Source organism: Alcaligenes sp. 1735tsa3, assembly GCF_024134565.1.
GTDB lineage: Bacteria > Pseudomonadota > Gammaproteobacteria > Burkholderiales > Burkholderiaceae_B > Alcaligenes > Alcaligenes phenolicus.
On sequence record NZ_CP099862.1, the window covers coordinates 1,614,619 to 1,638,002 of the forward strand.

Here is a 23,384-nt window from a genome sequence, read left to right on the forward strand (position 1 = left end):
GTGCGGACGGGCAGGGCATTGGATGTTTTTACAACTACAGAGTCTTTTGGAACGGTACGTAATCCTGGGTTATTAGAAGGGCAGTTGTGGGCCCGAGTGGGACTAGTTAGCAGTCCAACGGCATATCCAAATACGAATTTTGTTCGACAGCTTAAAACTATGCAGGTGGCAGCTTCTGGTGAGATGCTGTCGTGGTCATTTGAGTGGAGTAGAGGGGGATTGCCGCAAGGTTACTCCTATCAGATTCTGTATGGGGTGTACTAATGAGTGCTGGCATTCGAGTACGCAATCAGAACGGGACGATTCAGATAGGGCCAGATTATGCTAACTATGCATTAGAGGGTGGTCGGACAAATTTTTCCGTTCTGGAGCGTCCCGTAGGTTTTGCAAACAATAGTTCTCCGCCAGCTGGTGTGACTTCAAGCTCGTTGATTGTGTCCAGTAACCTTGATGATCAGCCATACTTTGGATGGAACTGGGGATACTGTTGGATTTTTAAACCTGCTGATCAGGTCGCAGTCTCTGGTCTGGCTGGAAAGCGTGTTCGAAATCCAAATACAGGGAGGTTAGTGTTCGATAGCAGTCATCGATATTTACGTATAGTTGATCATGTACGTTCATACACGAATTTGACTAAAACATACCCGGCTGGCCGGCAATATCGAGTTGCACCGCTGTCTTGGCAGGGGTTAGATATTATTAGACATGTGGGTGATGCAGGTATGGGGGATGGCTCACAACTCTATACCCAAGAATGGCGTTCAATGAGATATCAGATTTTGGGTAATGTCCTGCAAGTAACCCAGGCAGTAGATCAAGACGCAGTGATGTTTGACGGCCCTCCAAACATGAATGGAACACTGGGTTCAGATCCCATGCTAGAGCTGCTGGTCGTTGATATGACTGGGTATCCTGGCGTTTAGTTGTTAGTAATCTCATCCTATAACATCCGCATTAGCGGGTTTTTTTTTGGATATGACATGAGTATTCACCATTCGATTTCACAGATGTTTGAAAATAATCTGGGCAACCGGATTACGCCTGAGTTGGCCAGTGGAATGATTCGTGGCTTGATTGATATTTTGGCTGCTGAATTACAGAGGCCTGGTGACTCTGAAAATGTAGATGTTGCTGTTCCAGTTTTTGAGGAGCGATCACATATTTTGACGGAGGGCGAGAATGGGTTGGTATGACGTTGGGACGGTCAAAGTAACGCTGAATAGTGCGACTGTTACAGGAACCGGGACTCAGTGGTTGTCAGGTGCTCGACAAGGTGAGGCATTTGTAGCCCCGGATGGTCGGCTATACGAGGTAGCGAATATCGCTTCTGATACTTCGCTGACCCTGGCCAAGCCTTATTTGGGCGCCACTGGTACAGCCCAGAAATATGCACTTGCGCCGATGCAGGGGTATGTCAAAGAGCTGGCTGACCGAGTAGCAAGACTGTTGCCTGTCTTGGCTGATCTGGGCACGGCAGCCAAAGCAACTCTGACAGACTCCAACCAGGACTCGACTGCTGGGCGAGTTGCGCGCATTGGCGACTGGGGGTTCGGTGTTGGCAGTTCAATTGAGGCTGATCCCAATATTCTTAACAACACAGTTAACGGTTTTTATCGATCTGGCTCGGGCAATACGGAGGCTCCTGACAACAATACTGGTGCTGGCTATATTAAATTTGGCTGGAGCGGAGCCTACTATAGCTTGCTATATGCCTCTCCAATAAGCGACAAGCTCTGGATGCGAAATGTCCAGAATCGGGTGGCCAAGCCATGGCAGGAGCTCCTGACACACCGAAATACGACGGTCGATAGCAATGGTTTTATTAAAAAAGCATCGCCTGTCATCCAGCTTGGTAGTACGGGCATTGAGAAGACCATGCATCCTGAAATTGCCGCAGCCAAGTTTGAGCGCCTGGGAGCTGGCCACTATCTCTTGCGCCAGGTACCGCTACTGAGTCGTGACGGCTGGTATATCGAAACCCCGAAAGATCGAAACGGCAATGTGTATTTCACCTTGGATTACGAAGAGTGCGAGCAGGACCAAACACTGACGATTCGTACCTATGAGCCTGATTACAGTACTGGACCAGCGATCAATGGCAAAGCCCTTGATATCCTTCCCGACCGTTTTGTAAGTTTGCGATTTGCCGAGGAGCCATCTCCGGCATTACAGGATTGTGATCCTGTCGAGTATCCAGCCGCTTGAATAGCGGCTTTTTTTATGGAGTACGAATAATGAACGCTCAGCATTCTGGTGCGCCGTTTTTAGTATGTGCCCAAGTAGCGGCTGAGGGGCATCACTGTCAGCAAGGAGTATGGAATGGCTTGGTATGACTTGGGGACTGTAAAAGTCACCGTAAATAGCAGCACTGTGACGGGCACCGGCACGAAGTGGCTGGCAGGTGCCCGGCAGGGCGAGGCCTTTGTTGCCCCTGACGGTCGACTGTATGAGGTGTTGAATATTGCGTCGGATACCTCCTTGACGCTGACTAAGCCTTATCGCGGTGCTACGGCCACAGGTCAGTCTTACGCATTGGCCCCTATGCAAGGCTATGTCAAGGAGTTGGCAGACCGTGCAGCAGAATTGCTGCCTGCACTGTCGGCTATGGGGAGCGCAGCCAAGGGCACTCTGGCTACATCAACGATTGATCCTGTTCCAGGGCGCGTGATGCGCAATGCAGACTGGGGTTTTGGAGGTAATTCGGGAGCGGTTGCAGACCAAGACATTCTGAAAAACCCCATTAATGGGATTTACCGATCGGGCTCAAGCGATGTGGGTAAACCTGATGGCACCAGCTCCCGGTCAAGCTACTTCAAGTTTGGGTGGGGCGGTACGTATTACGGTCTATTGTATGCATCGCCGGTTCAAGACAAGTTCTACATACGCACAGTCAATAACGCTAAGCCCAATGCCTGGAAAGAGCTTATGACAGTGGGGCAGTATGGCGTGGGCCGCTCGGGCGCAGACGCCAATTTAGACATATTTCCAGCAGCAGATCTGAATGCGCTGGGTGTGGGGGCGGGATCCTACTACTATGGTCCCCTAGTTGGTGATGCGTCGAAATTGCCCTTTGACCCTAATGTGACCGGATACAACGCTGGGGTTTTATTTCATAGGCAGGCGGGCACAGCCGGGGGGCAAGTGGCGGTCAGCTCCAGTAACAGATTAGGTTGGCGCGGTCGGCGTGCTGGTGCTTATCACACTTGGCGCGAGGCCATGTATGTAGGTGAATACGGATTTGGTGGTGCTCAAGCTAACCCAACCTCATGGGACGCCCAAAAGACTGGGTGGTATTACCGATCTGGAGCTAAACCGGTCTGGGGGGGCGGGGGGTTTTTCCTAGACCTGGCCTATAACACAACCGCCTTTAACTCTGGCCTGCGTATTTCGACGGACCCCTATACCGATAACTTTTATATGAATGGTGCGGTATCTGGTCAAAAGACGTTCCGCAATGCTTGCAAACTTGTTCACGATAAAAACATCGTTGGGGATGTGGGCGCTGGATCTGTGGTTGATAACGGCTCAAACGCTAACGGTACATGGATTAGGTTCGCAGATGGAACGCAAATATGTTGGTCCGGGATACGGAGCTCTAGCTGGGTGGATAGAGCAGAGGGGAATATCTGGAAAAGCAGCAATAATTCCTGGACTTTCCCAATGGCCTTCATTGACACGTCAGCCTATGTTTTGACGGCCGACTTCAATACTAGCGACAGTTCTTTTTGGGTTGGCCCCGGTATTAACAGAGGTACAGGGTACTGCGACTATAAACTGCTGGCGGCTATTCGGTGGGACTTTGCTTTGCAAGTCCGTCTATGTGCAATAGGAAGGTGGAAAGCATGACGTTTCAGGCTAAGACAGTAGTACCTAGCTCTAATAATTCCCGCACATGCTTTTTTTTTGCTGATTGTTTGTAGCCAGGTGGCAAGCATACGATACATAGGAGGATAGCAATGGCTTGGTATACCGCCGGGACCGTCAAGGTCGCCGCAAACAATGCCACGGTCACCGGAACCGGAACAAAGTGGCTCTCTGGAGCGCGTCAGGGTGAGGCATTTGTGGCACCTGATGGGCAGCTTTATGAAGTAAAGAATATTGCGTCAGACACATCTTTGACGCTGACGCAGGTTTATCGAGGTGCGTCTGCCAGTGGGCAGGCCTATGCTTTGGCCCCCATGCAGGGTTACGTCAAGGAGTTGGCAGATCGCGTCGCTTCGCTACTTCTGCTTTCCCAAACGGAATGGGAGTGGGATTCGGTTTTAAAAAAGACGGATCTACAAGCTGCCCCTAATGATCCGACAGCCTGGAAAATTCTTACTAATGGTCGAGCATTCGGCTTGGGTAGTTTTGGGGCGGCAAACTCGTATGACCATTGGCCCACGGCATCGCTTAATGATGTAGATGTTCCGGCAGGCATGTATTACGTAAGCACGGCGATTACCGACAGGCCGACCACAGCGCCAGGCGTTGTATGGCACCGTCAGACAGGTACGGTGGGCGCACAGATTTATGTGTCTTCAGATGGTGGTTTGCTTCACAGGGGACGCCGCTCCGGTACATATCGGGCCTGGTTGACTACCTTGAATGTCGGTGAGTTTGGACTAGGTGGGGCTACAACTACTCCATCCAACGGCAGGGATAGCTCCAATCCATTTGGCTGGTACTACCAAACGCGGGCGGTAACGTGGGGTGGTGGTTCTTTCTTTCTTGATATGCCCTACGGCAGCAATATGAATGCGGGGCTGCGCCTTTCTACCGATCCTTACTCCGATAACTTTTATTTAAATGGCGGGGTCTCGGGCAAGAGGGAATACCGCCCAGCCTGCAAGTTGGTTCACGACAAGAATATTGTGGGTGATGTGGCTGGTGGCTCCGTTGTGCAATCGGGGTCAAATTCAAACGGCAATTGGATACGGCTTGCCAATGGCACTCAAATTTGTCGTGGGCAAGTCACATTCAGTGGTAATGGCTGGAAGCCTTCCAGTCCAGTGATCTCTTATCCCATGGCGTTTATAGCGCCTCCCACCACGGTGATCCAGCCCTTGTCTGACGGCTCTGGATATTATGCCGTGCCTCAAATGGGGATGGGTTCAGGGTCGGGTAGTTTCTTTATTCGCGACACTGCTGGCATTGTGGATACTGGCACAAGTGCCGCAGTTGACTATGTAGCAATTGGAGTATGGAAATAATGAATTTCATCATCAAACTATGCCCCCAGGTCCCTGTGAGTATGGTCCAAAAGATCAGTCTGGAGCGTTCGGGCACCATTCTGAAAATTAACCAGGAAGAGCTTGATTTGTCCTTTATGTCCCCTGGCGATGTTCTGCCAGCCGGCGCAATCGAGCATCCCTTATTGAAGCAGGCCTCAGTTACCCGTCATGCTGACAGCGTCGAGATTGATCAACTGCTTTTTCATATCGCGGCGGATCAAACAGATTCGGCAGCATGCTTTCCTGAGCCGATCGTGATTAGTGAGGATGGCGTGGTTGCATTACCTGCGCAGAGCCCACCGCCAGCACCCATTCCAGAGCTGCCTTCTGAAGCCGACTTTGAGACAAGCCCTGAATCTGAAATAAAGGAGGAAACCGATGCAGATCAACATTGATAGTAGTAAGGTCGTGACGGCAGCAGCTCAACTGCAGACGTATAAGGAAAGCAAGATTACCGCTTTGTCGGCAGCTTGCCGGGCGGCTATCAAGGACGGCTTTGAGTCCGAGGTTTTGGGTGAGCTTCACCGATACCCTAGTAATGAAACTGATCAATTGAATCTGGCCAGTAGTTTGGCTGATTCATTGTTGTCTGGTCTTGCCGCTAACTGGTCTACACCATTTTGGTGCGCGAACCAGGCCGGCGATTGGGCTATGCGTATGCATACGGCTGAGCAGATTCAGCAATTGGGTCGAGAGGCCAAAGCACGCATTGTGAGTCTGATGCAGCGTAATGCGCTGTTGGCTGAGCAGGTTCAGCAAGCAAATAGCAAAGCCGAAGTGGATCAGTTTGAGTGGTCTGCGTAGACCTACCATTACTTCTTGAAAATTGTTCCCCCGGCCCGCTTGAGCGGGTTTTTTTATGTCTGCTGCACCCATAAAAGGGATGTAGCAGACAGGGCAAATTTGAATAAGGAGAAGGGCCTGTGCTGAATAACGACGCCGCTCACCTACCCATAAGCACCGGCTCGGCCCTGCTTATTTATGGCTGGACGATGCAGGACTTTGTGCTGACTTTATGGGCGGCTTATGTGGTGATTTTGATTGTGACCAAGCTGCCGGACTTTACTCGTGCGGCCGCGCGGATTGTGGGCGGGATCCAGCGTGCCTGGCGCCAGCTCAAGGAGTGGAAGCATGGATCTGAGGACTAAGCTGGGTGCAGGGGTAGTCTCGGCGGCGATTGCTTTGGTTGCCGCCTGGGAGGGGCGCTCTTTGATCGCCTATGTGGACCCCGTCGGCATTCCGACTATCTGCGACGGCTACACACAAGGAGTCAAGCTGGGTGACATGGCCAGTCCGCAGCGTTGCGACGCCTTGACGGAGCAGGAGGTTCGTCGCGCTTTGAGTGTGGTGGATCGCTCCGTTAGCTATCCCTTGCCGGATGAGGTACGTGTGGCGCTGAGCAGCTTTGTTTACAACGTGGGGGCCGGGGCCTATGCCAATTCGACCTTGCTGCGCAAGCTACGGGCTCGGGATATAGCCGGTGCATGTCAGGAGCTGGATCGTTGGGTCTATGCCGGTGGCCGCAAGCTGCGGGGGCTGGAGCGGCGGCGTCAGGCCGAGAGGCAGTTATGTCTATCAAGTCTGCATTAGTAGGTGCTGCTGTTCTGGCAGCCCTTTTTTTATGGGGGGCGCTTTATGGTCAGGAGCAGTATCGCAAAGGCTATGAGCTGGCCCAGGCGCAGACCAGGGCGGCGCAGTTGCAGGCCGAGGTCCGTGCGCGCTTGATGGAGCAACGATTACAAAAGGAGGTGGACGATGTTCGAGTCACTTATCAAATGCAGCTGGATGCGGCTAAGCGTGCTGCTGTGGCTGCTCGCGCCGATCTTGATGGCTTGCGCAGCAAGCTCGCCGCCGCCAATGATCGTGTCGCCGCTCAGGCTGCCCGAGCCGGACATGCGCTGGATGCAAACGCCCGAATTGCCAGCCAGCTGCGCAACGTGGTCGGCCTGTGCGCAGAGCGATATACAGAGATGGCAGGAGTTGCTGATGGATACCGGAGCGCTTTAAGCGGTTTGCAGGGGTATGTGTTGGCCTTGAGGAAATAGGGCGCCACGGATGGAAACAGCCCAGGGCGTTAGCGCTTCGTGCGCTTAGCGTTGCAGGCCTTCGGTTTGATAAAACAGTTTCAGGTCGCGAGGGCTGCCTAGTCTGACTTTAGGCAAGGTGCTTGCCTCAAAAATACTCAAGTACTTGTGGCGATTGGGCGGGGTCACGATGGCGATATGGCGGATCATTTGCCATTTCACACTATCTTTACCGCCTTCCAGGGCTCCACGACGGTTGCGCTCAAACAGGGTGCGCCGGAAGTAGCGCAGCAGGCTGGTAGCGGTGGAGACCTCTAGCACGATGAAACCTGTAGCGCGAGCCAGACGTGGGGCCAGGTGGCGCGTGTAGTTGCCTTCCATCACCCATTGTTCTTGCGCAATAGCTGCCTGGTGAAGCGCAACAAAATCTGCTTCGGGGCGGGGCACCCAGTTGCTATGGGGCAGGTGGTAGAGCTGATCCAGATGCACGGCCGGGATGGCCAGCTTGCGTGCGATCGCGTCAGCCAGGGTGGATTTACCGCTATTGGATGGGCCAAGAATGCAGATGCGGGGGCCTAAGTTCTCAAGAAGGGGCATGGTGCAGTGATGGTGTGATGTCGCGCTTGGTAACAAGGCAAGCCCAACACCGCCATTTTAATAAGAACGCTGATGATATCTGCTGTTATGGTTAAGTTTCAAGCCATGAACAACAGGAGTCATTATGTCTGCTTACGTTAAATTGCGCTCGGCCGTGGCGCTGGCTTTGTTATCAAGCGCGTTGTCGTTTCCTGCCTATGCCCAGTACACGGGCCCGTCGGAGATTGGTCAAACGACGGTTGCGGAGATCCTGAAAAATCCTGTCGATGATCAGGACGTGCGGGTGCAAGGTCATTTGCTACGTCAAACGGCCCACGACAAGTTTCTGTTCTCTGATGGCAGCGGGGAAATCGTGGCGGAGATCAAGGCCAAGCATTTTGCGGGTCAGACTCTGGATGAGAAAACCAGGGTGGAGCTGATTGGCGAAGTCGATACCAGTTCCAAGCGCCCGCCCGAAATTGAGGTGGATTTTTTGAAAGTTGTGGACTGATAGCCCTTGCTTGATGCCCCGTCTTTCTGCTGCCTGATTATCCCCATAGGCGCTGCTCAAATGTGACGCTACACTGGCCGGGTCGCGGTGCAGGCCGCTTTTTATTTTCGTGTCCAGAATGGCTAAGATCCTTCCCATCTTGATGTTGGTCGTCTCCAATGTGTTCATGACCATTGCCTGGTATGGGCACCTGAAATATCCCAATAGCCCCTTGCTGAAAGTCGTTCTGATCAGCTGGGGCATTGCTTTGGTGGAGTACTGCCTGGCGGTGCCGGCCAACCGTTTGGGGCACACCGTCTACAGTGCCGCGCAGCTAAAGACCATGCAGGAGGTCATTACCTTGCTGGTGTTCGTGGTGTTCTCGGTGTTGTATCTGAAAGAGAGCTTTACCCTGAATCACCTGCTTGGTTTCACACTGATTGGTGCCGGCGCGTTTTTTATTTTTTATGGGCCGCTGAAGTAAGAGCAAGCCTCATCACCGTTCAGGCATAAAAAAAAGCCTCGCATGTCGCAAGGCCTGAAGCCGGATAAATAGGGAGGTGAAAAATGTTATCCGGTATTTCCATACTACGGATGGGCAGGCTTGCTGACTAGGTTCAAAGCATAGCAGTGAGTAACTATTTGTGGCTCCGAATGTGCTGTTTCTTATGGGGTTTAGGGGATTTGAACCAGGACAGTTTGCTTCCTGGTTCGAAAAAAATGTTCCTGAAATAAATAGCCCCAAAGTCGGAATCAACTCCAACCTTGGGGCTATGTGATCAGGTCGTCAGTGCAAAAAGCGCTTGGACGACGTTGCTGCGTGAGTTACTTGCTGACTTGTTCAGACTCGACAACCATGTCCAGAACATCGGCCTTGGACGAGGCGTCTGCAGGCACGTTCTTCAGTTCGTAGCGGTTGATACGCAGCACGTTACGAACGCCAGGAGTATGGGTGTAGCCCTCGATGTCGCCGTAGTAGTACATCCAGTCACCCGTGTAGGTCTTGACGCCCGAATCGCTGTACTGGATCTCGCGTACCTTCAGGCACTGGTAGTTTGGAATCAGGGGGTGGGAGCACTTCTCTTTTTGTGCAGCCACTTCCAGGAACACACGGGTTGGCTCGCTGCCGTAACGGGTCGTTGCAGTAGGCTCACCTTTCAGGCGCCATTTGGTGCCGTCTTTAAAGTTCAGGGTCAGGACCGGTGCTGGATTATCCGGTGCGGAATCGGCCTTGGCCATGCTCCAGTCTGTCGCTGTAGGCAATAATTTGCCAACGGCTTGTTCGTTGCGCATCAACTCGGGGTCCGAGCACATTTTCAGGGTGCTGACCGGCGAGGTAAAGGTGATTTTGGAACCGCTGATGGTGTAGCCGCTGCCCAGGACATTACACAGATTGTCGACCGACATCATGGTGTCAGTGAAATTCAAGGTGACTTGCTCGCCGCCTGCGCCAGGTATGGCAGGGGCTGGCTGGCCGTCTTTGCCAGTAGTGGCAAACAGACGCCAGTGATAAGCCTGCAGAGAGGTTTCTTTATCCATTTGGCGCTCGGAAGTCGCGGTGTTGCTGTTGTTTGGAGCCGCGCAAGCGGCCAGACCCATTAAGGCCAATGTACCAATCGTCAACTTGAGGGTGTTTTTCATGAGTGGTTTCCTTGATGAGTCGTGGGCTGCATTAGGAGTGTCAGCCCGGGGTTGAAAAATAAACAATCAGAGTGGGGGAGTTCTGGTGGAACGGCTCCACTCCCGATCAAGCTTGGGGTAAAGCTTGGACTTGATTATCCAGACTTTCGCGCAAGGAGTTTGGCAAGGATAGTAAACGTGCCAGCTCGTCCAGATACGCGCGTTCCATATAGCTTTGCTCGTCAATGACGATGGCGCTGGTCAAGTAAATTTCGGCCGACATCTCGGGCGTTTGCGCCAATTGGGCGATGGCTTGCGGGTCAACCGGTTTGAGCAGTTCTTGTGACAGCCAGAGACGGGCTTGTTCGGGGGCGGCCATTTTACTGATTTCCGCGTCAATCAATTCGCGCTCGGCATCACCGATATGGCCGTCTGCCTTGGCAGCGGAGACCAGAGCGGCCAGGATGACCATCGCATGGGTATCGGCCGGGCCGTCGGAAGCCAGCGGCAGCGGGGCGGCTGGGACCGCCTGCACGGGTGTTGGGGCCGCTTGCTGGCCCGCGTTTTGTTCCTGCCAGTTCTGATAGACCTTGATGGCCAGGGCACCCAAGGCAGCGGCTCCGCCGTACGCGGCCATGGAGCCGCCCATTTTGCGGAACTTCTTGTTGCCCAGCAGGACGCCCAGAACGCCGCCTACCACAGCGCCGCCACCAAAACCACCGGCTTGTTCACTGATCTTCTTACCCAGGCCGGAGGAGTTCAATTGGCCTTGACCTTGTTTTAGTGCGCTTTGGCCGCTTTGCAGAATTTGTTGCAGCATTTGCTGAAGTGACATGGGTTCGCTCTATGAAAGGTAAACAGTAGCTTCGTTATAAACTACTTTATTGTGTGTGCCCGCGTACAATTGTAAGCAGACCTGCCGGAGCAAATCGTTCAATAAGACGTGTGCGGCACGGGGAATTTGGTATCTTATGCCCAGATCAATCCATATAAGCGCGGCTGCGCTGATATCAAGGGGGGAAGGGCTTAACTGGCTCTGCACATTATGAAATTGACTCGAACTGCTTTCGCTTTGTCCGTTGTTCTGGCTGCTCTGGCCACACCGGCTCAATCACAGGTCAAGATTGGCGTGATCGCCTCGGCCACCGGACCGACCGCCGTGGTCGGTTTGCCGCAGCGCAATACCGTGCCTTTGCTGCCTACCAAGGTTGGCGATCTGACGGTTGAATATGTCTCCCTGGATGATGCCAGCGACCCGAACCAAACGGTGACGCTGTTCAAGAAAATGATTTCCGAGGACAAGATCGATGCCTTGATCGGGCCTACCGGCTCGCCCAATGCCATGAGTCTGATTCAATTTGCGGCCGATTCGGGCACGCCTGTGCTGGCGCCGGTGGGCGCGGCGTCCGTCGTGCTGCCCATGACCGAGCAAAAGAAATGGGTCTTTAAAACGACCCAGAACGACGACATTATTGCTCAGGCCCTGGTCAAGCATATGGTCGATACCGGCGTGAAAACAGCTGGTTTCCTGGGCTTTAACGATGCCTATGGCGAGAGCTGGTTGACCGTGTTCAAGGAACTGGCCGAGGCGAACAATATCAAGATTGTGGCCACCGAGCGTTATGTGCGTTCCGATACCTCGGTAACAGGCCAGGCCTTGAAGATTTACGCGGCCAAACCAGATGTGGTCCTGGTAGCCGGCACTGGCGCTGCGGCTGTTCTGCCGCAAGTGACGCTGGTTAAGCAAGGTTACAAAGGGCAAATTTACCAAACTCACGGTGCTGCGCTGCCTGCGTTCTTGAGTCTGGGTGGCGAGCAGGTTGAAGGCACTATTCTGGCGGCCAGCCTGATGTTGGTCTTGCCTGAAATTGCCGATAGCAATCCGTCCAAGCCTATCGCGCAGGACTACATCCAGCGCTATACCGAGCGTTACGGTCAGGCTCCCGCCACATTTGGTGCCAACGTGTACGACGCTGGTCTTTTGCTGGAAAAGGCAATTCCTGAGGCGGCTACCAAGGCCAAACCCGGAACGCCGGAGTTCCGTTCGGCTTTGCGTGATGCGCTGGAGCAAACCCGTGATCTGGTGGCTACCCAAGGTGTGTATACCATGTCGCCCGAAGACCATAGCGGCTTTGACGAGCGTGGTCGCGAGCTGATTACGGTACGTAATGGCCAATGGCACTTGCTCAAACCCTAAGCAGGCGGACAGGCAGGTATGGAAAAACGCGGCTTAAAGCCGCGTTTTCTGTTTTCCTTGAGGGAAAGTGGAGGGAGGACCGGCCTGCTTAACCGGCCTGGCTGGGAAGGCTGAGCAAAATATGAGGCTCTTCAACTTCAAGCTCAGTTTTCAGGTACTTGGCACCAAAACGGCTGAGCGCCACGATCAGTTTGGCGGGAATGCCATCCAGAAGAATGTAATAGTCCTCCTGGCCCTGCTCAATTTGCTGGACCACATCCGGTTGAGAGCGTTGCCAGCCTGCGCCTCCAAGATGGGTGATTCGTTCGTAAGGGTCCCGACGCATATCTTTCGTGACGTATGCAACCTCGATCATTTGCCACCTCATGAAGTTCTTGTTGGGACCTTCATCATTGGGCATCTGATGGCTGACAGCCATTAGGGATTTTACGAACCTTGAGGTTTAGACCTTCAAGGCCTTGACCAGATAGGGGTCCAGGTCTGGTTGACGCAGCAACCAGTTCTTGTAGTCCTGTGGTACATCGGCAATGGCCATGCCCTTGTGTTTGCCAAAATGCAAAATGGTGGGAATCCGGGCGTGCTCGGAGAGCTGCCACAACTGTTCCCAGGTATTGATGTTTTGCGTCAGGCCCAGCAAGTATTGCAGGAGTGCCAGGCAATTGCGTACATCGGCCAAGGCGCTGTGCGCATTGCGCAGGCGCTCGCGGGCGTTGGCGCGATCAATGTGATAGATCAGGGCGGACTGGCTGTAGCTGTCCAGGCCTGGAATCAAGTGCCGGGCCAAGGCCAGAGTGCAAATCCGCTTGATATTGGGCGAACCGGCTACGCCCCAGTCGTAGTCCACGTTATGGCCAATGATGTATTGGGTGTCGGCAGGCAGCTTGAACTCGGTATGCGACGGGCAGTCTTGCAACTCTTCGTCGTAAATGTGGTGGGTGGCCAGCGCACCCAGAGAATTGGCTTCATCAGGCCGGTAGCGTTGCTCGAATTCTTCATTGACCAGCAAGAAGACAGGGTCGCTTAAACGCAGCCAGGCTGCCTCGATGACTTGAGGTTTGGCAGTGCCGGTGGTTTCAGTATCAAACAGCAGGGCAGACATACGGGAATCGCTAACAGACAAAGCCGTCATGGTAGTGCATGTGCCCCGCTTTGCCTATACGGGTTTCAGGCGAAAGCCTTCGGGAACGCCCCAGCGATTGGTGCGTAGCAGCCAGTGCGTCTGGCAGCTCAGGCAGCGGTACTGGGTCTCATGAGCCCCGTCAGGAGAGGGAGGATGCTGTCCCAGTAAACGCAAGTCAGCATGCGCTTGGCTAGTACTTAATCCCTGTGGCAAGGTCAAACACGCTTGGCACAAGGGCGAGCCGTAAACTGACGCCATATCACCGCTCCCTGATGTTTTGTTTCGTATTGACACATCAGTATCGGTTTGCTTACGGATAGCGTCAAGTCTTCGTTTTTGGTTCGGGGAAATGATAGGAAAAACTCTGATCCCGACCGGCACGTTTTGCCTCGTACAAGGCCGTGTCGGCCTGACGAAGCAGAGCATGCAGATCCAGCGTGGAGGCTTCCAGAGTTGCGATACCCAGGCTGGCCGTCATGGTCAGTTGCTGCTCGTTATCCAGGGCCAGGGGCCGCAGGGCAATACTTTTGCGGACACGCTCGGCCACGGCATGGGCTTGGGTGGCGCTGCAGTCGGGCAGCAAGATGCCAAACTCCTCGCCACCCAATCGACCGCACAAGTCTGTATCGCGTAAAGCCAGGGAAATACGCTGGGTGATGGCGCTCAGGGCCAGGTCACCGACATGGTGGCCGTGGGTGTCGTTAATGGGTTTGAAGTGGTCGATGTCCAGAACAATGACGCTGACAGGAACGTGCCGTAGGCGACATTGAGTCAGCATGGTCTGGCTTTGCTGATAAAAGGCCTGCTTGTTGAGCAAACCGGTCAGGGCATCGTGGTGAGCCAGCCGCTGGAGCTTTTCCACTGCCAGGTTACGGGCAGAGATCAAGCTGGCACTGGTAATGGAGGCGAGTGCAATGGAGGCAATGCCGATGCGCAGCGACAGCAGATCCAGTGAGGTATATAGCTGGCTGGGCAGGAAGTAGACCGGCTGGCTCAGGGCAAACAGTGTCCAGAGCACATAGAACAAGGTCAACAAGGTGGTGGAAAAGAGCGAGTAGCTCAGGGCGCACCACAATAAAGGCAGGACGGGAAAGGCCAGGGAGCCGGGGCCGTCAATCAGCAAACTCAACAAGCTGGTCAGTAATAAGGACAGGGCGGGTGCCAACTGGGCCAGACTCATCAAATGGGGCTCGTTCCAGTACTCCATGAAACGGCGTATGGGGCGGGCCGGGGCAGTCAGGATGACGGGCAAAATAGCGGTGTAGGAGATCATGCCGGTCAGCATCCAGGACAGGATGGCTAGCGACAAGGCTTGAGAGGTATGCAAAGACAGGGCAATGCCGCCTAGCAGGGCGGAAAGGATACAGGCCAGCCCGTAGTAGGTGGCCAGGGTCAGCATGGCCTGAGGGCGGCGCAAGGACAGGTCCAGCAGCGGATTGCGGGTGATCAGCCAGTATGCCAGCCCGACGCCACTGACATTGGCCAAGGTTAGCAAAAGGGCAATAGGCAGGGGGTTGCGGGCGATCAGTTCGGCGCACAGATAGGCCAGAACAACAATGACCCAGTTAAGGAACTGGCTGGCCCAATCCGGGCGACGAATGAACAGGCCCAGCAGCACGGCCTCGGCAGGCCAGAAGATGGTCAGGGCGTCGTAATGGCGCAGCTTGGTGCCCAGCAGGGTCAGGATCAAGACCAGGCTGAACAGGAAAAAACGGGAGAGATAGGAATAGCGCCGCGGCGGGCGCAAGCAGGAAGCCTGCTTTGATTTCATATCCGTTGCCATAGGAGCGCACGCTCGTCGTGGACGCTTTACAGCGTCGGATAAGTTTCAAGCCGCCACTATTTTAGGATGAAAGCAGGAATGTTTCTTGCAAATTGTAATTATATGTTTGTAAATGAAATTAATACGGGGAATTGGGTTGGTTCCCCGTATTAATTGGCAGGCAAAGCCTTAGTTCAAGGCTGGCAAAGGGTGGCGTGGAGCCACGTGATGCACGTCCTGCAGGCGGAAACGGAAACGCACGTTGGCGTCCTGGTTCTGCGCGTCTGCCGTATAGGTGGTGCAGCCGTGTACAGGCGAGCTGAAAATCACGGTACCCGCCATGCGAGGGCCGTTCTTGGGTTGCAAGTAAACGGTATCGCCAATGCGAATATCGGTCTTGTTCAAGGCAATATGCTCAGGGCGCGATACCAAACCGGTTGGATAGATATTTTTCATAATTTTTTTCCTTATCGTGTGGCGTCATTACATCGTTTTTTTATTGAGATTTGATGACACCATGATGGATCGGTCTCCACACGGAGGCCAAGCCATTGCTATTTCAATGTAGAGCCGAGCTGGCCGAACAAATGTCAGGCAGACGTGCTCTGTGGCAGCATGGACAGCGCCTTATTCGTTTGCCAAGCAAATGGACGGAGCGAGTCCGCTACGATGCAAAAAATAAGTCTGGATGTGGCTGTCGTCGCCGTGGTGAATGAATACCCGCATGTTTGGGGACATGCCAGAAGGTCAAAGGGACCTGTTTTGCGTGGGTACATTCAAAAAAATGTTGATCGCACTTTCTTGATGTAATGGTATGTTGGTGCAATCAATCAACTATTAACTCATAGCTTTGCGCTGTTGTCAAGTGTTGGTGCGAAATAGATTTTCAGAGTCGATGTTTCTGATCCACTTCTTTGCAATCAGTCTCCAAAGCAGGGGCAGGCAGGCGCTCAGCCTGTTTTAGAATAAGTCCCTTAACTTGCCTTTTCTGTTGCGACTCATGATTACCATCACTGGCCTTTTTACCCATCCCATCAAATCCTGTGCCGCCCAGGCCCATCCACAGGGCGTGGAGGTCAGCGTTGCGGGCCTGGCCTTTGACCGAGAGTGGGTTGTTGTTGACCAACAGGGCGTATTCATGACGCAGCGTCGCTGGCCGCGCATGGCCTTGATTCAGCCAGTGGTGCAGGACGGGCAGATTACTGTGCAAGCGCCTGGTATGGATCCGTTGTCCTGGTCTCTGGATGCCCCGGCAGGGGATAACGTCGCTGTGTCCGTGCGTATCTGGAGTTCAGATACCTTGGGCCGGGACGAGGGCGATCAGGTCGCGCAATGGTTTAGCGACTTTTTGCAGACTCCTTGCCGGGTGTTGCGTAACCATAGCCGCGCCAGGCGTTATGTACTGACCGAACGTGTGCGTCCCTGGGAAGAAAAGTCCCAGGGCTGGCGTCAGATTGGTGATCAGATCAACGGTTTTGGTTTTGCAGATGCGCTGCCTTTTCTGTTTACCAATGAGGCGTCCCTGGAAGAGCTGAACCGCCTGGTGCAACAATCAGGTGAGCAGGCCGTACCCATGAATCGTTTCCGCGCGAATGTGGTTTTTGAGGGCTTGCCCGCGTATGAAGAGGACTATGTGTTGGGTGTCAGCAGTGAAGGCTTGAGCTTTGCTTTTATCCGCCCCTGTACTCGTTGCCCTATGCCCAATGTGAATCAGCTAACAGCGGATGTAGGTACCCAACCCGGCCTGGCCTTGGCACAAAGCCGTCAGTTCCCGCAAGGGACCTTGTTTGGCATGCAGGCCATGCTGGTTGAATCCAAACCTCAGAGACTGAGTATCGGCCAGACGCTGGATGTGGAATACAGCTTTTAAGCCTTGCACCACACTGGATCAGGCGTAGTCCAGGGGCAGACGGGTCGTGAACTTGATCTGCTCCATGGCGAAACTGGAGCTGACGTCGGTCAGCTCTATTTCCGAGATCAGGCGCTGGTAAACACGGTCAAAGCTTTTGATGTCAGGCACAACCACGCGCAGCAAATAGTCGGTATCGCCGCTCATGCGATAGAACTCCACAATTTGCGGGATCGCCTCCACCACGGCCGAAAACTGGCTGTACCACTGTTTGTTGTGCTGATTGGTCTTGATGGCCACAAACACCGTCACCCCGACATTCAGCTTTTCAGAGCTGAGCAAAGCCACCCGTTTTTCGATATAGCCTTCCTGCTCCAGGCGCTGTATGCGTCGCCAGCAGGGTGTGCTGGACAAACCCACCCGATCGGCAATTTCCTGAATGGCCAAGGTGGCATCGTTTTGGAGGATCTCCAGAATGTGTTTGTCGAATTTATCCAGCATAAAAATAATTTCCCAATAATCTTGCTGATTGTAGGTATTTATTCTCGGAATTCTGCCTACAGTAGCGTGAAAACGCAATAATTGCCCTTGGGCTCTTGCGTAGACTGTTCCCATTCATCTTTAGCGATCAGGATCAGGAAAACAGCATGCAGGACTGCGATTATCAACAAACCCGTTTGATCCATTTAGGACGGGACACCAGCGTGTCGGCTGGCTTTGTGAATGTGCCCATTTGTCGCGGCTCCACGATCCTGGCCGACAATCTGGAGCAATGGGCGCAGCGCAAGGAGCCTGACAATCCCTACGCCTCTTATGGTCGTTTCACTAATCCCACCTTGCAAGCCTTGACGCAAGCCGTGTCCGAGCTGGAAGGCGGTTTTCAGGCCAGCTTGTTTCCCTCTGGATTGGCAGCGTGTACTCATGCCTTGTTGGGCATGCTGGAAGTTGGAGATCATTTGCTGATACCGGATTCAGTCTATGGACCGGTACGCGCGTTTGCCCAGCGGGTGCTGGCCAGCCGTATGGGTATTCAGGTGCAGTTTTACGAGCCGTCTGTGGGCGAGGGCATGGCCAGCCTGATTCGTCCCAATACCAAGGTGGTGTACGTAGAGTCGCCCGGTTCGGCCACCTTCGAGATTCAGGATATTCCTGCGATTGCTCGCTGCGCACATGCGGTGGGGGCGTATGTGCTCTTGGACAATACCTGGGCTACTCCCTTGTTCTTCCAGCCCTTCGAGCATGGTGTGGATGTATCCATTCAGGCGGCCACCAAGTATCTGACCGGGCATTCCGATGCCTTGCTGGGAGTTGCCACCGCGAATGAGCGTGCCTGGCCGTTGCTGCGCCGTGCTGCACATGATTTTGGTCAGACAGCCGGTCCTGACGATGCCTTTTTGGCGCTGCGCGGCATGCGTACTTTAGGTGTGCGTTTGCGTCAGCACCAAGCCAGTGCTTTGCAGATTGCCCGTTTTCTGGAGAATCATCCGCAGGTTCAGCGGGTGTTGCATCCGGCATTGGAATTGCATCCCGGTCATGCCATCTGGAAGCGGGATTTCACCGGCTCTACCGGCTTGTTTGGCCTTGTGCTGGAACCCTTGAGCGAAGCGCAGTTATCCTGCTTTTTCAGGACCTTGCGCCTGTTTGGCATCGGTCTGTCCTGGGGTGGCTTCGAGAGTCTGGCTTTGCCCATGGAGATGCCCAAACGCAATGGGGAAGCCTTGTTCGGGGAAGGGCAGTTATTGCGTTTGCATGTGGGGTTGGAAGAGCCCCAGCACTTGCAGCAAGACCTGGAACAGGCTTTGGACGCGGCTTATGCGCTCAACACGTCCAGAAGCACAAGTGGGCTGCGTTTAGTTGCCCAGCAGGCTTAACTGCTGGTTTTCCTGCCTGGCGATCAGGCGACGCGTCTGTTCTTCACTGATGTCCAGGCTGGGATCATCCAAAGAAGGTTGAGCGGGGCTGGAGATGCTTTCTGCAATCCGGTTCCAGCGCAGTCCCAGTTTGCTGGGTTTGGCCGGGCGACGACGGCTGCGCGGGGCGGTTTCGTGCTGGTCAGGCGAGTACTGGGTCAGATCAAACTGGCCTGTGACGATGCCCACTTGCTTGAGCAGAACCATGGCCTGCAAGGGGCTTTTGAAACTGCGCGGATCTTTGCTGCGGGCGGTAACCAGTACTGCCTGACCGGCACGCGTGGCCACTTGTACGAAAAAATGATTGCCTTGTCCTTTGATGGACACACCTAAAATCCCCCCGGCTTGCGTGGCGGCACGCAGCTGCTGCAGGGTAAAGGTGACGATTGCGCCTTGACAGGGCAAAGAGGACATAAATTAGCGCTCAATAAAGAAAGCCCGCCGTTGCGGGCTGGTCGGGCAAATAGCTGCGTCCCCAAAGAGGGGACTCAAGGGCGACATTATGCCAAAAAATAGGCGGTTCGTGGCTTGGACGGCACAAGACGGAAGGACGTCTTGTGCAAGCTGCAGCTCAGGCGGCGGCCTGGGCACATAGGCGCGGCAGAATGTGATTAGCCAGCAAGGGGGCTAGCGTCAGCGAACGGATTTCCTGCGGGCTGACCCAGCGCGCTTCTTCCAGCTCGGCGGCGGCCTGGATTTCCCGGTTCACCGTCAAAGTGAAAACGTGGGCATGAACCACGTGGCCAGGTTCATTGGCGGCGGGGCTTTCAAAGTATGCTTCGTAGCGGGCCGAGGCGGTTTCTTCCGCTGTCAGGCCCAGCTCTTCGTCCAGTTCGCGTTGCAGGGCTTGCAAGGGCGTTTCACCTGCTTCCAGCTTGCCGCCTGCCTGCATGTAATAGGCGCTGCCACGCTTGCGGACCAGGAGAATTTGGCCTTTAGAGTTGGTGATGTAGGCGGCAGCCAGCAAGATAACAGGATTGGACATGGTGTTTCAAACAAAAAGGGTCAAGCCAGGATCGGTTCAAGCAGGCTATTTTTGCACAGGCTCGGAAGGGGTGTCATCCAGGGTTTTGGCACGCAGCAAATAGCGGGTGGCGAAAATGCCTGGAATCAAGAGTCCGAGTCGATACCAGCCCAGGTGACTGGTCAGCCAGGCCGAGGCGGCCAGCGACAGCCACAACATGATCAGCGCCCGGCGTTTGGCCTGGCGGGTCAAGCCCTGGCCGTTCTCCCAATTGCGCAGGTATGGGCCCAGATGGCGTTGATCCAGCAGCCATTGATGAAAGCGGGGGGAGCTACGGGAAAAGCACCACGCGGCCAATAATACAAATGGCGTGGTAGGCAGCAAGGGTAAAACAGCGCCGGCAATCGCCAGCGCCACACAAATCCACCCGGCAAACAACAGGGCGTAACGCATCATGTTTAGCGGGGAACGCGTCCCAGCATGTAGAACTCGTCATTGCAGCGCATGGACATGAAGTTGGCCATGCGGTTACTCAGACCAAAAAAGGCACTGATACCGGCAATATCCCAGGCGTCCTCGTCGCTGAAACCGTGCTCGTGCAGGGCCTGGAAGTCGGCGTCTTCAATCTCCTGAGCGTTTTGCGAGACTTTCATGGCAAAGCTCAGCATGGCTTTTTGGCGTGCCGGAATATCGGCCTTGCGCCAGTTCACGGCAACCTGGTCTGCCACCAGGGGATTCTTGGCGCGGATGCGCAAGATGGCACCGTGGGCAATCACGCAGTAATGACACTGATTGGCGGCGGAGGTGGCCACCACAATCATTTCCCGGTCTGCATGGCTCAAACCACTGGGCTTTTCCATCAGTGCGTCGTGATAGGCAAAAAAAGCGCGGAATTCGTCAGGACGGTGGGCCAGAGCCAGAAACACATTCGGAATAAAACCGGATTTTTCCTGCACGGCTTCAATTCGACTGCGAATATCCTCGGGCATTTCGGCCAGCGTGGGGACGGGATAACGGCTGATAGCGGGTTGAGCGTGGGTCTCGGGCATGGCTTGTCTCCAGGTAAAAATGGATGTTCTAGTTCATCGAGTAATTAAATCCAGCTACGCAAAGGTGTCCAGGGTCGGTCAAGACGATATAATGACATATTGATCCTGCCGCGGGCAGGGCTCTACCAGAGAGCCTTACGGGCGGAACTGTACTTGCACACCACTACTGACGCGATAATGACAACCATCCTTGAATCTCTTCCAGTCGGCCAGAAGGTCGGCATTGCCTTTTCCGGTGGCCTGGACACCAGCGCTGCACTTTTGTGGATGCGCAACAAGGGCGCGATCCCTTACGCATACACCGCGAACCTGGGTCAGCCTGACGAACCCGATTACGATGCGATTCCCCGCAAGGCCAAGGAATACGGTGCCACGCTGGCCCGTCTGGTGGACTGCCGTCAGCAACTGGTGGCTGAAGGGATTGCCGCCTTGCAGTGCAATGCCTTTCACATCACCACCGGTGGCGTAACCTACTTCAACACCACGCCTATTGGCCGTGCTGTTACCGGCACCATGCTGGTTGCCGCCATGAAAGAAGACGACGTCCATATCTGGGGCGACGGCAGCACCTACAAGGGCAATGACATCGAGCGTTTCTACCGCTACGGTTTGTTGACCAACCCTGAACTGAAGATTTACAAGCCTTGGCTGGACCAGACCTTCATTGACGAGCTGGGCGGCCGCGCCGAGATGTCCGAGTACATGCAGGAAAACGGCTTCGACTACAAGATGTCGGCCGAAAAAGCCTACTCCACCGACTCCAACATGCTGGGTGCCACGCACGAAGCCAAGGATCTGGAGTACCTGAACGCCGGTATCAATATCGTCAAGCCCATCATGGGCGTGGCTTTCTGGCGTGACGATGTGGCCGTGGCTGCTGAAGAAGTGCGTGTGCGCTTTGAAGAAGGTCAGCCTGTCGCCCTGAACGGCGTGGAATTCTCCGACCCTGTGGAACTGATGCTGGAAGCCAACCGCATCGGTGGCCGTCATGGTCTGGGCATGAGCGATCAGATCGAAAACCGCATCATCGAAGCCAAGAGCCGTGGCATTTACGAAGCCCCCGGCATGGCCTTGCTGCACATTGCTTACGAGCGTCTGGTTACCGGCATCCACAACGAAGACACCATCGAACAGTACCGCATCAACGGTCTGCGTCTGGGCCGTCTGCTGTACCAAGGCCGCTGGTTTGACCCACAAGCCATCATGCTGCGTGAAACCGCCCAGCGCTGGGTGGCTCGTGCCGTAACTGGCGAAGTGACACTGGAACTGCGCCGCGGTAACGACTACTCCATTCTGGACACCGTCTCGCCTAACCTGACTTACAAGGCCGAGCGTCTGAGCATGGAAAAAGTGGACAGCATGTTCTCGCCACGCGACCGTATCGGTCAGCTGACCATGCGTAACCTGGACATCGTGGACACCCGCGACAAGCTGTTCACCTACACCCAGGCTGGCCTGTTGGCTCCTGCCGCTGGCTCGGCTGTGCCTCAGCTGAAAGACAGCAAGAAGTAAGACATGGCTTGCAGATCGGGGTGGCTCTGGGCAGCCCTCTTGATCTGAAGCAGCAGTATCAAAACACCCCAATATTGGTTGAATCCGATATTGGGGTGTTTTTTTATGGGATGGGCTTAGCGTTCTTGAACGGCTTTGCTTAATGCTGTCAGCGTTTGCTACTGCCTTGAGCTAGCAAAGAGGGACCTATAGTCAACTTGGCTTGACGAGACCATCAAGGCCAAGCAGCAGTTGGTGTACGCCGTGCATCCAATCAGTCGATCAGTTTCCCGCTTGGCTCATGGAAGGCGAAGGGGCCGTCGAATTGGCCGACGGTGGCAGTATGGGTCACGATCTGGCCAAGGCTGTCCAGCGCATGAACGGCATAGCCGGGCGGTTCCAGTGTCCAGGCCGACGCTGCGTCTTCAGCCAGATCCAGACAGACTTGATGCGCCACCGATGGGGCGGTGCTGGCAATGGTGCCGCCAAAACGGATCTGGATATTGCGATGCAAATGCCCGCTGATCACACGTTCGATATTGCTGTGTCGGCGCACAATCGCTTCCAGTTGTTCCGCTCCTTGCAGCAGGCCTATCTTGTCCATGTGGCCGATCAAGGTGTTGAAAGGAGGGTGATGCAGGGCAATGATGGTGGGGCGCTCAGGCTGTTGGGCCAGCTCGGTACGTAACCAGTCCAGCTGTTCCTGATCCAGACTACCTGCACTGGCTCCCAATACTGCACTGTCCAGGGCCAGCAGTCTTAGCTCTCCAATATCCACGCTGTAGCAAACCGGCCCGGCCTTGCCCAGATAGCTATATTCGGGAAAGCTCTCGCGCAGTTGCTGGCGGTCATCATGGTTGCCCGGCAACAAATACACCGGGATGGAGCCCAGCGGTGCCAGCAAGCGGCGCAAGTGCGCATATTCCTGTGGTCGACCAAAGTCGGTCAGATCGCCCGTCAACACCAGGGCATCCGGTTTCTGTGGCAGGGCTAGAGCGTGGTTGATGGCGTCCTGCAGATAGGGGGCGGTATTCAGACGGCCATAAGCCAGCCGACCTTCTTCCCGAATATGCGGGTCCGTCATTTGAATCAGTAATGTTTTCAGCATCGTTATCAGCT

Annotated in this window: 30 protein-coding genes; 16 read left to right on the forward strand and 14 right to left on the reverse strand. The window is 54.5% G+C overall.

Annotated features, from left to right (window positions below):
• The first annotated feature begins 263 nt into the window (after positions 1–263).
• From NIZ92_RS07420 to NIZ92_RS07465, 10 genes are all read left to right on the forward strand, one after another.
• Positions 264–923 (forward strand): hypothetical protein, encoded by a 660-nt coding sequence (locus NIZ92_RS07420; RefSeq protein WP_254002999.1) that lies wholly within the window; start codon positions 264–266, stop codon positions 921–923.
• Between the two features lie 57 nt (positions 924–980).
• Complete coding sequence (locus NIZ92_RS07425; RefSeq protein ID WP_254003000.1) at positions 981–1,193, forward strand: hypothetical protein; 213 nt, start codon at positions 981–983, stop codon at positions 1,191–1,193.
• A complete protein-coding gene (locus tag NIZ92_RS07430) occupies positions 1,180–2,205 on the forward strand; it encodes a hypothetical protein (RefSeq protein WP_254003001.1) in 1,026 nt (341 codons plus the stop codon). The genes NIZ92_RS07425 and NIZ92_RS07430 overlap by 14 nt, the downstream gene beginning before the upstream one ends.
• Positions 2,206–2,319: 114 nt before the next feature.
• Positions 2,320–3,846, forward strand: a complete 1,527-nt coding sequence (locus NIZ92_RS07435) for a hypothetical protein (RefSeq protein ID WP_254003002.1) — start codon at positions 2,320–2,322, stop codon at positions 3,844–3,846.
• A gap of 110 nt (positions 3,847–3,956) precedes the next feature.
• Entirely contained in the window at positions 3,957–5,192 is a 1,236-nt protein-coding gene (locus tag NIZ92_RS07440) for a phage tail protein (RefSeq protein ID WP_239055437.1), read from the forward strand.
• A complete protein-coding gene (locus tag NIZ92_RS07445; protein ID WP_254003003.1) occupies positions 5,192–5,608 on the forward strand; it encodes a hypothetical protein in 417 nt (138 codons plus the stop codon). Before NIZ92_RS07440 ends, NIZ92_RS07445 begins: the two co-directional genes overlap by 1 nt.
• On the forward strand, positions 5,592–6,017 hold the full coding sequence (locus NIZ92_RS07450) for a hypothetical protein (RefSeq protein WP_254003004.1): 426 nt from the start codon (positions 5,592–5,594) through the stop codon (positions 6,015–6,017). Before NIZ92_RS07445 ends, NIZ92_RS07450 begins: the two co-directional genes overlap by 17 nt.
• A gap of 119 nt (positions 6,018–6,136) precedes the next feature.
• A complete protein-coding gene (locus tag NIZ92_RS07455) occupies positions 6,137–6,361 on the forward strand; it encodes a twin-arginine translocase TatA/TatE family subunit (RefSeq protein WP_009459872.1) in 225 nt (74 codons plus the stop codon).
• Positions 6,345–6,803 carry a lysozyme gene (locus tag NIZ92_RS07460; protein WP_254003005.1) on the forward strand — a complete coding sequence of 153 codons (459 nt, stop codon included), beginning with the start codon at positions 6,345–6,347 and terminating at the stop codon, positions 6,801–6,803. Before NIZ92_RS07455 ends, NIZ92_RS07460 begins: the two co-directional genes overlap by 17 nt.
• Positions 6,782–7,258: a DUF2514 family protein gene (locus tag NIZ92_RS07465; protein WP_254003006.1), complete on the forward strand. Its 477-nt coding sequence runs from the start codon at positions 6,782–6,784 to the stop codon at positions 7,256–7,258. Before NIZ92_RS07460 ends, NIZ92_RS07465 begins: the two co-directional genes overlap by 22 nt.
• 45 nt (positions 7,259–7,303) lie before the next feature.
• Here the strand turns inward: NIZ92_RS07465 and NIZ92_RS07470 are convergent, their stop codons facing one another.
• Entirely contained in the window at positions 7,304–7,834 is a 531-nt protein-coding gene (locus NIZ92_RS07470; protein WP_009459867.1) for a hypothetical protein, read from the reverse strand.
• A gap of 124 nt (positions 7,835–7,958) precedes the next feature.
• On the opposite strand from NIZ92_RS07470, the gene NIZ92_RS07475 reads away from it, so the two are divergent.
• Positions 7,959–8,324, forward strand: a complete 366-nt coding sequence (locus NIZ92_RS07475) for a YgiW/YdeI family stress tolerance OB fold protein (protein WP_239055442.1) — start codon at positions 7,959–7,961, stop codon at positions 8,322–8,324.
• A 118-nt stretch (positions 8,325–8,442) separates the two neighbouring features.
• A complete protein-coding gene (locus tag NIZ92_RS07480; RefSeq protein WP_021446759.1) occupies positions 8,443–8,787 on the forward strand; it encodes a DMT family protein in 345 nt (114 codons plus the stop codon).
• 341 nt (positions 8,788–9,128) lie between these two features.
• Here NIZ92_RS07480 and NIZ92_RS07485 read toward each other — a convergent pair whose 3' ends face one another.
• Together NIZ92_RS07485 and NIZ92_RS07490 are read right to left on the reverse strand one after the other, a co-directional pair.
• Positions 9,129–9,944: an META and DUF4377 domain-containing protein gene (locus NIZ92_RS07485; protein ID WP_035268251.1), complete on the reverse strand. Its 816-nt coding sequence runs from the start codon at positions 9,942–9,944 to the stop codon at positions 9,129–9,131.
• A gap of 106 nt (positions 9,945–10,050) precedes the next feature.
• Positions 10,051–10,758: a tellurite resistance TerB family protein gene (locus NIZ92_RS07490; protein WP_254003007.1), complete on the reverse strand. Its 708-nt coding sequence runs from the start codon at positions 10,756–10,758 to the stop codon at positions 10,051–10,053.
• A 210-nt stretch (positions 10,759–10,968) separates the two neighbouring features.
• Between NIZ92_RS07490 and NIZ92_RS07495 the strand changes: the two genes are divergently transcribed.
• A complete protein-coding gene (locus NIZ92_RS07495; protein ID WP_026482930.1) occupies positions 10,969–12,120 on the forward strand; it encodes an ABC transporter substrate-binding protein in 1,152 nt (383 codons plus the stop codon).
• Between the two features lie 88 nt (positions 12,121–12,208).
• On the opposite strand, the gene NIZ92_RS07500 is transcribed toward NIZ92_RS07495, so the two are convergent.
• The 5 genes from NIZ92_RS07500 to NIZ92_RS07520 form a co-directional block, all read right to left on the reverse strand.
• Positions 12,209–12,475: a DUF3892 domain-containing protein gene (locus NIZ92_RS07500; protein WP_230940605.1), complete on the reverse strand. Its 267-nt coding sequence runs from the start codon at positions 12,473–12,475 to the stop codon at positions 12,209–12,211.
• An 87-nt stretch (positions 12,476–12,562) separates the two neighbouring features.
• Positions 12,563–13,249, reverse strand: coding sequence for a 3'-5' exonuclease (locus NIZ92_RS07505; RefSeq protein ID WP_009455576.1), 687 nt, complete (start codon positions 13,247–13,249; stop codon positions 12,563–12,565).
• A 24-nt stretch (positions 13,250–13,273) separates the two neighbouring features.
• Positions 13,274–13,498 carry a hypothetical protein gene (locus tag NIZ92_RS07510; RefSeq protein ID WP_137430864.1) on the reverse strand — a complete coding sequence of 75 codons (225 nt, stop codon included), beginning with the start codon at positions 13,496–13,498 and terminating at the stop codon, positions 13,274–13,276.
• A 64-nt stretch (positions 13,499–13,562) separates the two neighbouring features.
• A complete protein-coding gene (locus tag NIZ92_RS07515) occupies positions 13,563–15,011 on the reverse strand; it encodes a sensor domain-containing diguanylate cyclase (protein WP_254003008.1) in 1,449 nt (482 codons plus the stop codon).
• Between the two features lie 180 nt (positions 15,012–15,191).
• Positions 15,192–15,458 (reverse strand): hypothetical protein, encoded by a 267-nt coding sequence (locus NIZ92_RS07520; RefSeq protein ID WP_009455580.1) that lies wholly within the window; start codon positions 15,456–15,458, stop codon positions 15,192–15,194.
• A 544-nt stretch (positions 15,459–16,002) separates the two neighbouring features.
• Between NIZ92_RS07520 and NIZ92_RS07525 the strand changes: the two genes are divergently transcribed.
• Positions 16,003–16,872, forward strand: a complete 870-nt coding sequence (locus tag NIZ92_RS07525; protein WP_115635072.1) for an MOSC domain-containing protein — start codon at positions 16,003–16,005, stop codon at positions 16,870–16,872.
• A gap of 18 nt (positions 16,873–16,890) precedes the next feature.
• Here the strand turns inward: NIZ92_RS07525 and NIZ92_RS07530 are convergent, their stop codons facing one another.
• On the reverse strand, positions 16,891–17,352 hold the full coding sequence (locus NIZ92_RS07530) for an Lrp/AsnC family transcriptional regulator (protein ID WP_009455584.1): 462 nt from the start codon (positions 17,350–17,352) through the stop codon (positions 16,891–16,893).
• 146 nt (positions 17,353–17,498) lie between these two features.
• On the opposite strand from NIZ92_RS07530, the gene metC reads away from it, so the two are divergent.
• Positions 17,499–18,722, forward strand: coding sequence for a cystathionine beta-lyase (metC, locus tag NIZ92_RS07535; protein WP_254003009.1), 1,224 nt, complete (start codon positions 17,499–17,501; stop codon positions 18,720–18,722).
• On the opposite strand, the gene NIZ92_RS07540 is transcribed toward metC, so the two are convergent.
• The 4 genes from NIZ92_RS07540 to NIZ92_RS07555 all read right to left on the reverse strand — a co-directional run bounded on the left by NIZ92_RS07540 (position 18,702) and on the right by NIZ92_RS07555 (position 20,774).
• Entirely contained in the window at positions 18,702–19,175 is a 474-nt protein-coding gene (locus NIZ92_RS07540) for a hypothetical protein (RefSeq protein WP_009455589.1), read from the reverse strand. The genes metC and NIZ92_RS07540 overlap by 21 nt on opposite strands.
• Before the next feature lie 157 nt (positions 19,176–19,332).
• Positions 19,333–19,746, reverse strand: a complete 414-nt coding sequence (locus NIZ92_RS07545) for an NUDIX domain-containing protein (RefSeq protein WP_254003010.1) — start codon at positions 19,744–19,746, stop codon at positions 19,333–19,335.
• A 45-nt stretch (positions 19,747–19,791) separates the two neighbouring features.
• Entirely contained in the window at positions 19,792–20,181 is a 390-nt protein-coding gene (locus tag NIZ92_RS07550) for a YbaN family protein (RefSeq protein ID WP_153229801.1), read from the reverse strand.
• Positions 20,182–20,183: 2 nt separating this feature from the next.
• Positions 20,184–20,774 carry a peroxidase-related enzyme gene (locus NIZ92_RS07555; RefSeq protein WP_009455594.1) on the reverse strand — a complete coding sequence of 197 codons (591 nt, stop codon included), beginning with the start codon at positions 20,772–20,774 and terminating at the stop codon, positions 20,184–20,186.
• A 177-nt stretch (positions 20,775–20,951) separates the two neighbouring features.
• On the opposite strand from NIZ92_RS07555, the gene argG reads away from it, so the two are divergent.
• Complete coding sequence (gene argG / locus NIZ92_RS07560; protein ID WP_035268236.1) at positions 20,952–22,286, forward strand: argininosuccinate synthase; 1,335 nt, start codon at positions 20,952–20,954, stop codon at positions 22,284–22,286.
• Positions 22,287–22,539: 253 nt separating this feature from the next.
• On the opposite strand, the gene NIZ92_RS07565 is transcribed toward argG, so the two are convergent.
• A complete protein-coding gene (locus NIZ92_RS07565) occupies positions 22,540–23,373 on the reverse strand; it encodes a phosphodiesterase (protein ID WP_254003011.1) in 834 nt (277 codons plus the stop codon).
• Positions 23,374–23,384: the final 11 nt, after the last annotated feature.

Excerpts from the sequence above, each read along its gene's own strand:
- NIZ92_RS07420 (WP_254002999.1), top strand. The coding sequence starts at position 264 with ATGAGTGCTGGCATTCGAGTACGCAATCAGAACGGGACGATTCAGATA.
- NIZ92_RS07425 (WP_254003000.1), top strand. The coding sequence starts at position 981 with ATGAGTATTCACCATTCGATTTCACAGATGTTTGAAAATAATCTGGGC.
- NIZ92_RS07430 (WP_254003001.1), top strand. The coding sequence starts at position 1,180 with ATGGGTTGGTATGACGTTGGGACGGTCAAAGTAACGCTGAATAGTGCG.
- NIZ92_RS07435 (WP_254003002.1), top strand. The coding sequence starts at position 2,320 with ATGGCTTGGTATGACTTGGGGACTGTAAAAGTCACCGTAAATAGCAGC.
- NIZ92_RS07440 (WP_239055437.1), top strand. The coding sequence starts at position 3,957 with ATGGCTTGGTATACCGCCGGGACCGTCAAGGTCGCCGCAAACAATGCC.
- NIZ92_RS07445 (WP_254003003.1), top strand. The coding sequence starts at position 5,192 with ATGAATTTCATCATCAAACTATGCCCCCAGGTCCCTGTGAGTATGGTC.
- NIZ92_RS07450 (WP_254003004.1), top strand. The coding sequence starts at position 5,592 with ATGCAGATCAACATTGATAGTAGTAAGGTCGTGACGGCAGCAGCTCAA.
- NIZ92_RS07460 (WP_254003005.1), top strand. The coding sequence starts at position 6,345 with ATGGATCTGAGGACTAAGCTGGGTGCAGGGGTAGTCTCGGCGGCGATT.
- NIZ92_RS07465 (WP_254003006.1), top strand. The coding sequence starts at position 6,782 with ATGTCTATCAAGTCTGCATTAGTAGGTGCTGCTGTTCTGGCAGCCCTT.
- NIZ92_RS07470 (WP_009459867.1), bottom strand. The coding sequence starts at position 7,834 with ATGCCCCTTCTTGAGAACTTAGGCCCCCGCATCTGCATTCTTGGCCCA.
- NIZ92_RS07475 (WP_239055442.1), top strand. The coding sequence starts at position 7,959 with ATGTCTGCTTACGTTAAATTGCGCTCGGCCGTGGCGCTGGCTTTGTTA.
- NIZ92_RS07480 (WP_021446759.1), top strand. The coding sequence starts at position 8,443 with ATGGCTAAGATCCTTCCCATCTTGATGTTGGTCGTCTCCAATGTGTTC.
- NIZ92_RS07485 (WP_035268251.1), bottom strand. The coding sequence starts at position 9,944 with ATGAAAAACACCCTCAAGTTGACGATTGGTACATTGGCCTTAATGGGT.
- NIZ92_RS07490 (WP_254003007.1), bottom strand. The coding sequence starts at position 10,758 with ATGTCACTTCAGCAAATGCTGCAACAAATTCTGCAAAGCGGCCAAAGC.
- NIZ92_RS07495 (WP_026482930.1), top strand. The coding sequence starts at position 10,969 with ATGAAATTGACTCGAACTGCTTTCGCTTTGTCCGTTGTTCTGGCTGCT.
- NIZ92_RS07500 (WP_230940605.1), bottom strand. The coding sequence starts at position 12,475 with ATGATCGAGGTTGCATACGTCACGAAAGATATGCGTCGGGACCCTTAC.
- NIZ92_RS07505 (WP_009455576.1), bottom strand. The coding sequence starts at position 13,249 with ATGACGGCTTTGTCTGTTAGCGATTCCCGTATGTCTGCCCTGCTGTTT.
- NIZ92_RS07510 (WP_137430864.1), bottom strand. The coding sequence starts at position 13,498 with ATGGCGTCAGTTTACGGCTCGCCCTTGTGCCAAGCGTGTTTGACCTTG.
- NIZ92_RS07515 (WP_254003008.1), bottom strand. The coding sequence starts at position 15,011 with ATGAAATCAAAGCAGGCTTCCTGCTTGCGCCCGCCGCGGCGCTATTCC.
- NIZ92_RS07520 (WP_009455580.1), bottom strand. The coding sequence starts at position 15,458 with ATGAAAAATATCTATCCAACCGGTTTGGTATCGCGCCCTGAGCATATT.
- NIZ92_RS07525 (WP_115635072.1), top strand. The coding sequence starts at position 16,003 with ATGATTACCATCACTGGCCTTTTTACCCATCCCATCAAATCCTGTGCC.
- NIZ92_RS07530 (WP_009455584.1), bottom strand. The coding sequence starts at position 17,352 with ATGCTGGATAAATTCGACAAACACATTCTGGAGATCCTCCAAAACGAT.
- metC (WP_254003009.1), top strand. The coding sequence starts at position 17,499 with ATGCAGGACTGCGATTATCAACAAACCCGTTTGATCCATTTAGGACGG.
- NIZ92_RS07540 (WP_009455589.1), bottom strand. The coding sequence starts at position 19,175 with ATGTCCTCTTTGCCCTGTCAAGGCGCAATCGTCACCTTTACCCTGCAG.
- NIZ92_RS07545 (WP_254003010.1), bottom strand. The coding sequence starts at position 19,746 with ATGTCCAATCCTGTTATCTTGCTGGCTGCCGCCTACATCACCAACTCT.
- NIZ92_RS07550 (WP_153229801.1), bottom strand. The coding sequence starts at position 20,181 with ATGATGCGTTACGCCCTGTTGTTTGCCGGGTGGATTTGTGTGGCGCTG.
- NIZ92_RS07555 (WP_009455594.1), bottom strand. The coding sequence starts at position 20,774 with ATGCCCGAGACCCACGCTCAACCCGCTATCAGCCGTTATCCCGTCCCC.
- argG (WP_035268236.1), top strand. The coding sequence starts at position 20,952 with ATGACAACCATCCTTGAATCTCTTCCAGTCGGCCAGAAGGTCGGCATT.
- NIZ92_RS07565 (WP_254003011.1), bottom strand. The coding sequence starts at position 23,373 with ATGCTGAAAACATTACTGATTCAAATGACGGACCCGCATATTCGGGAA.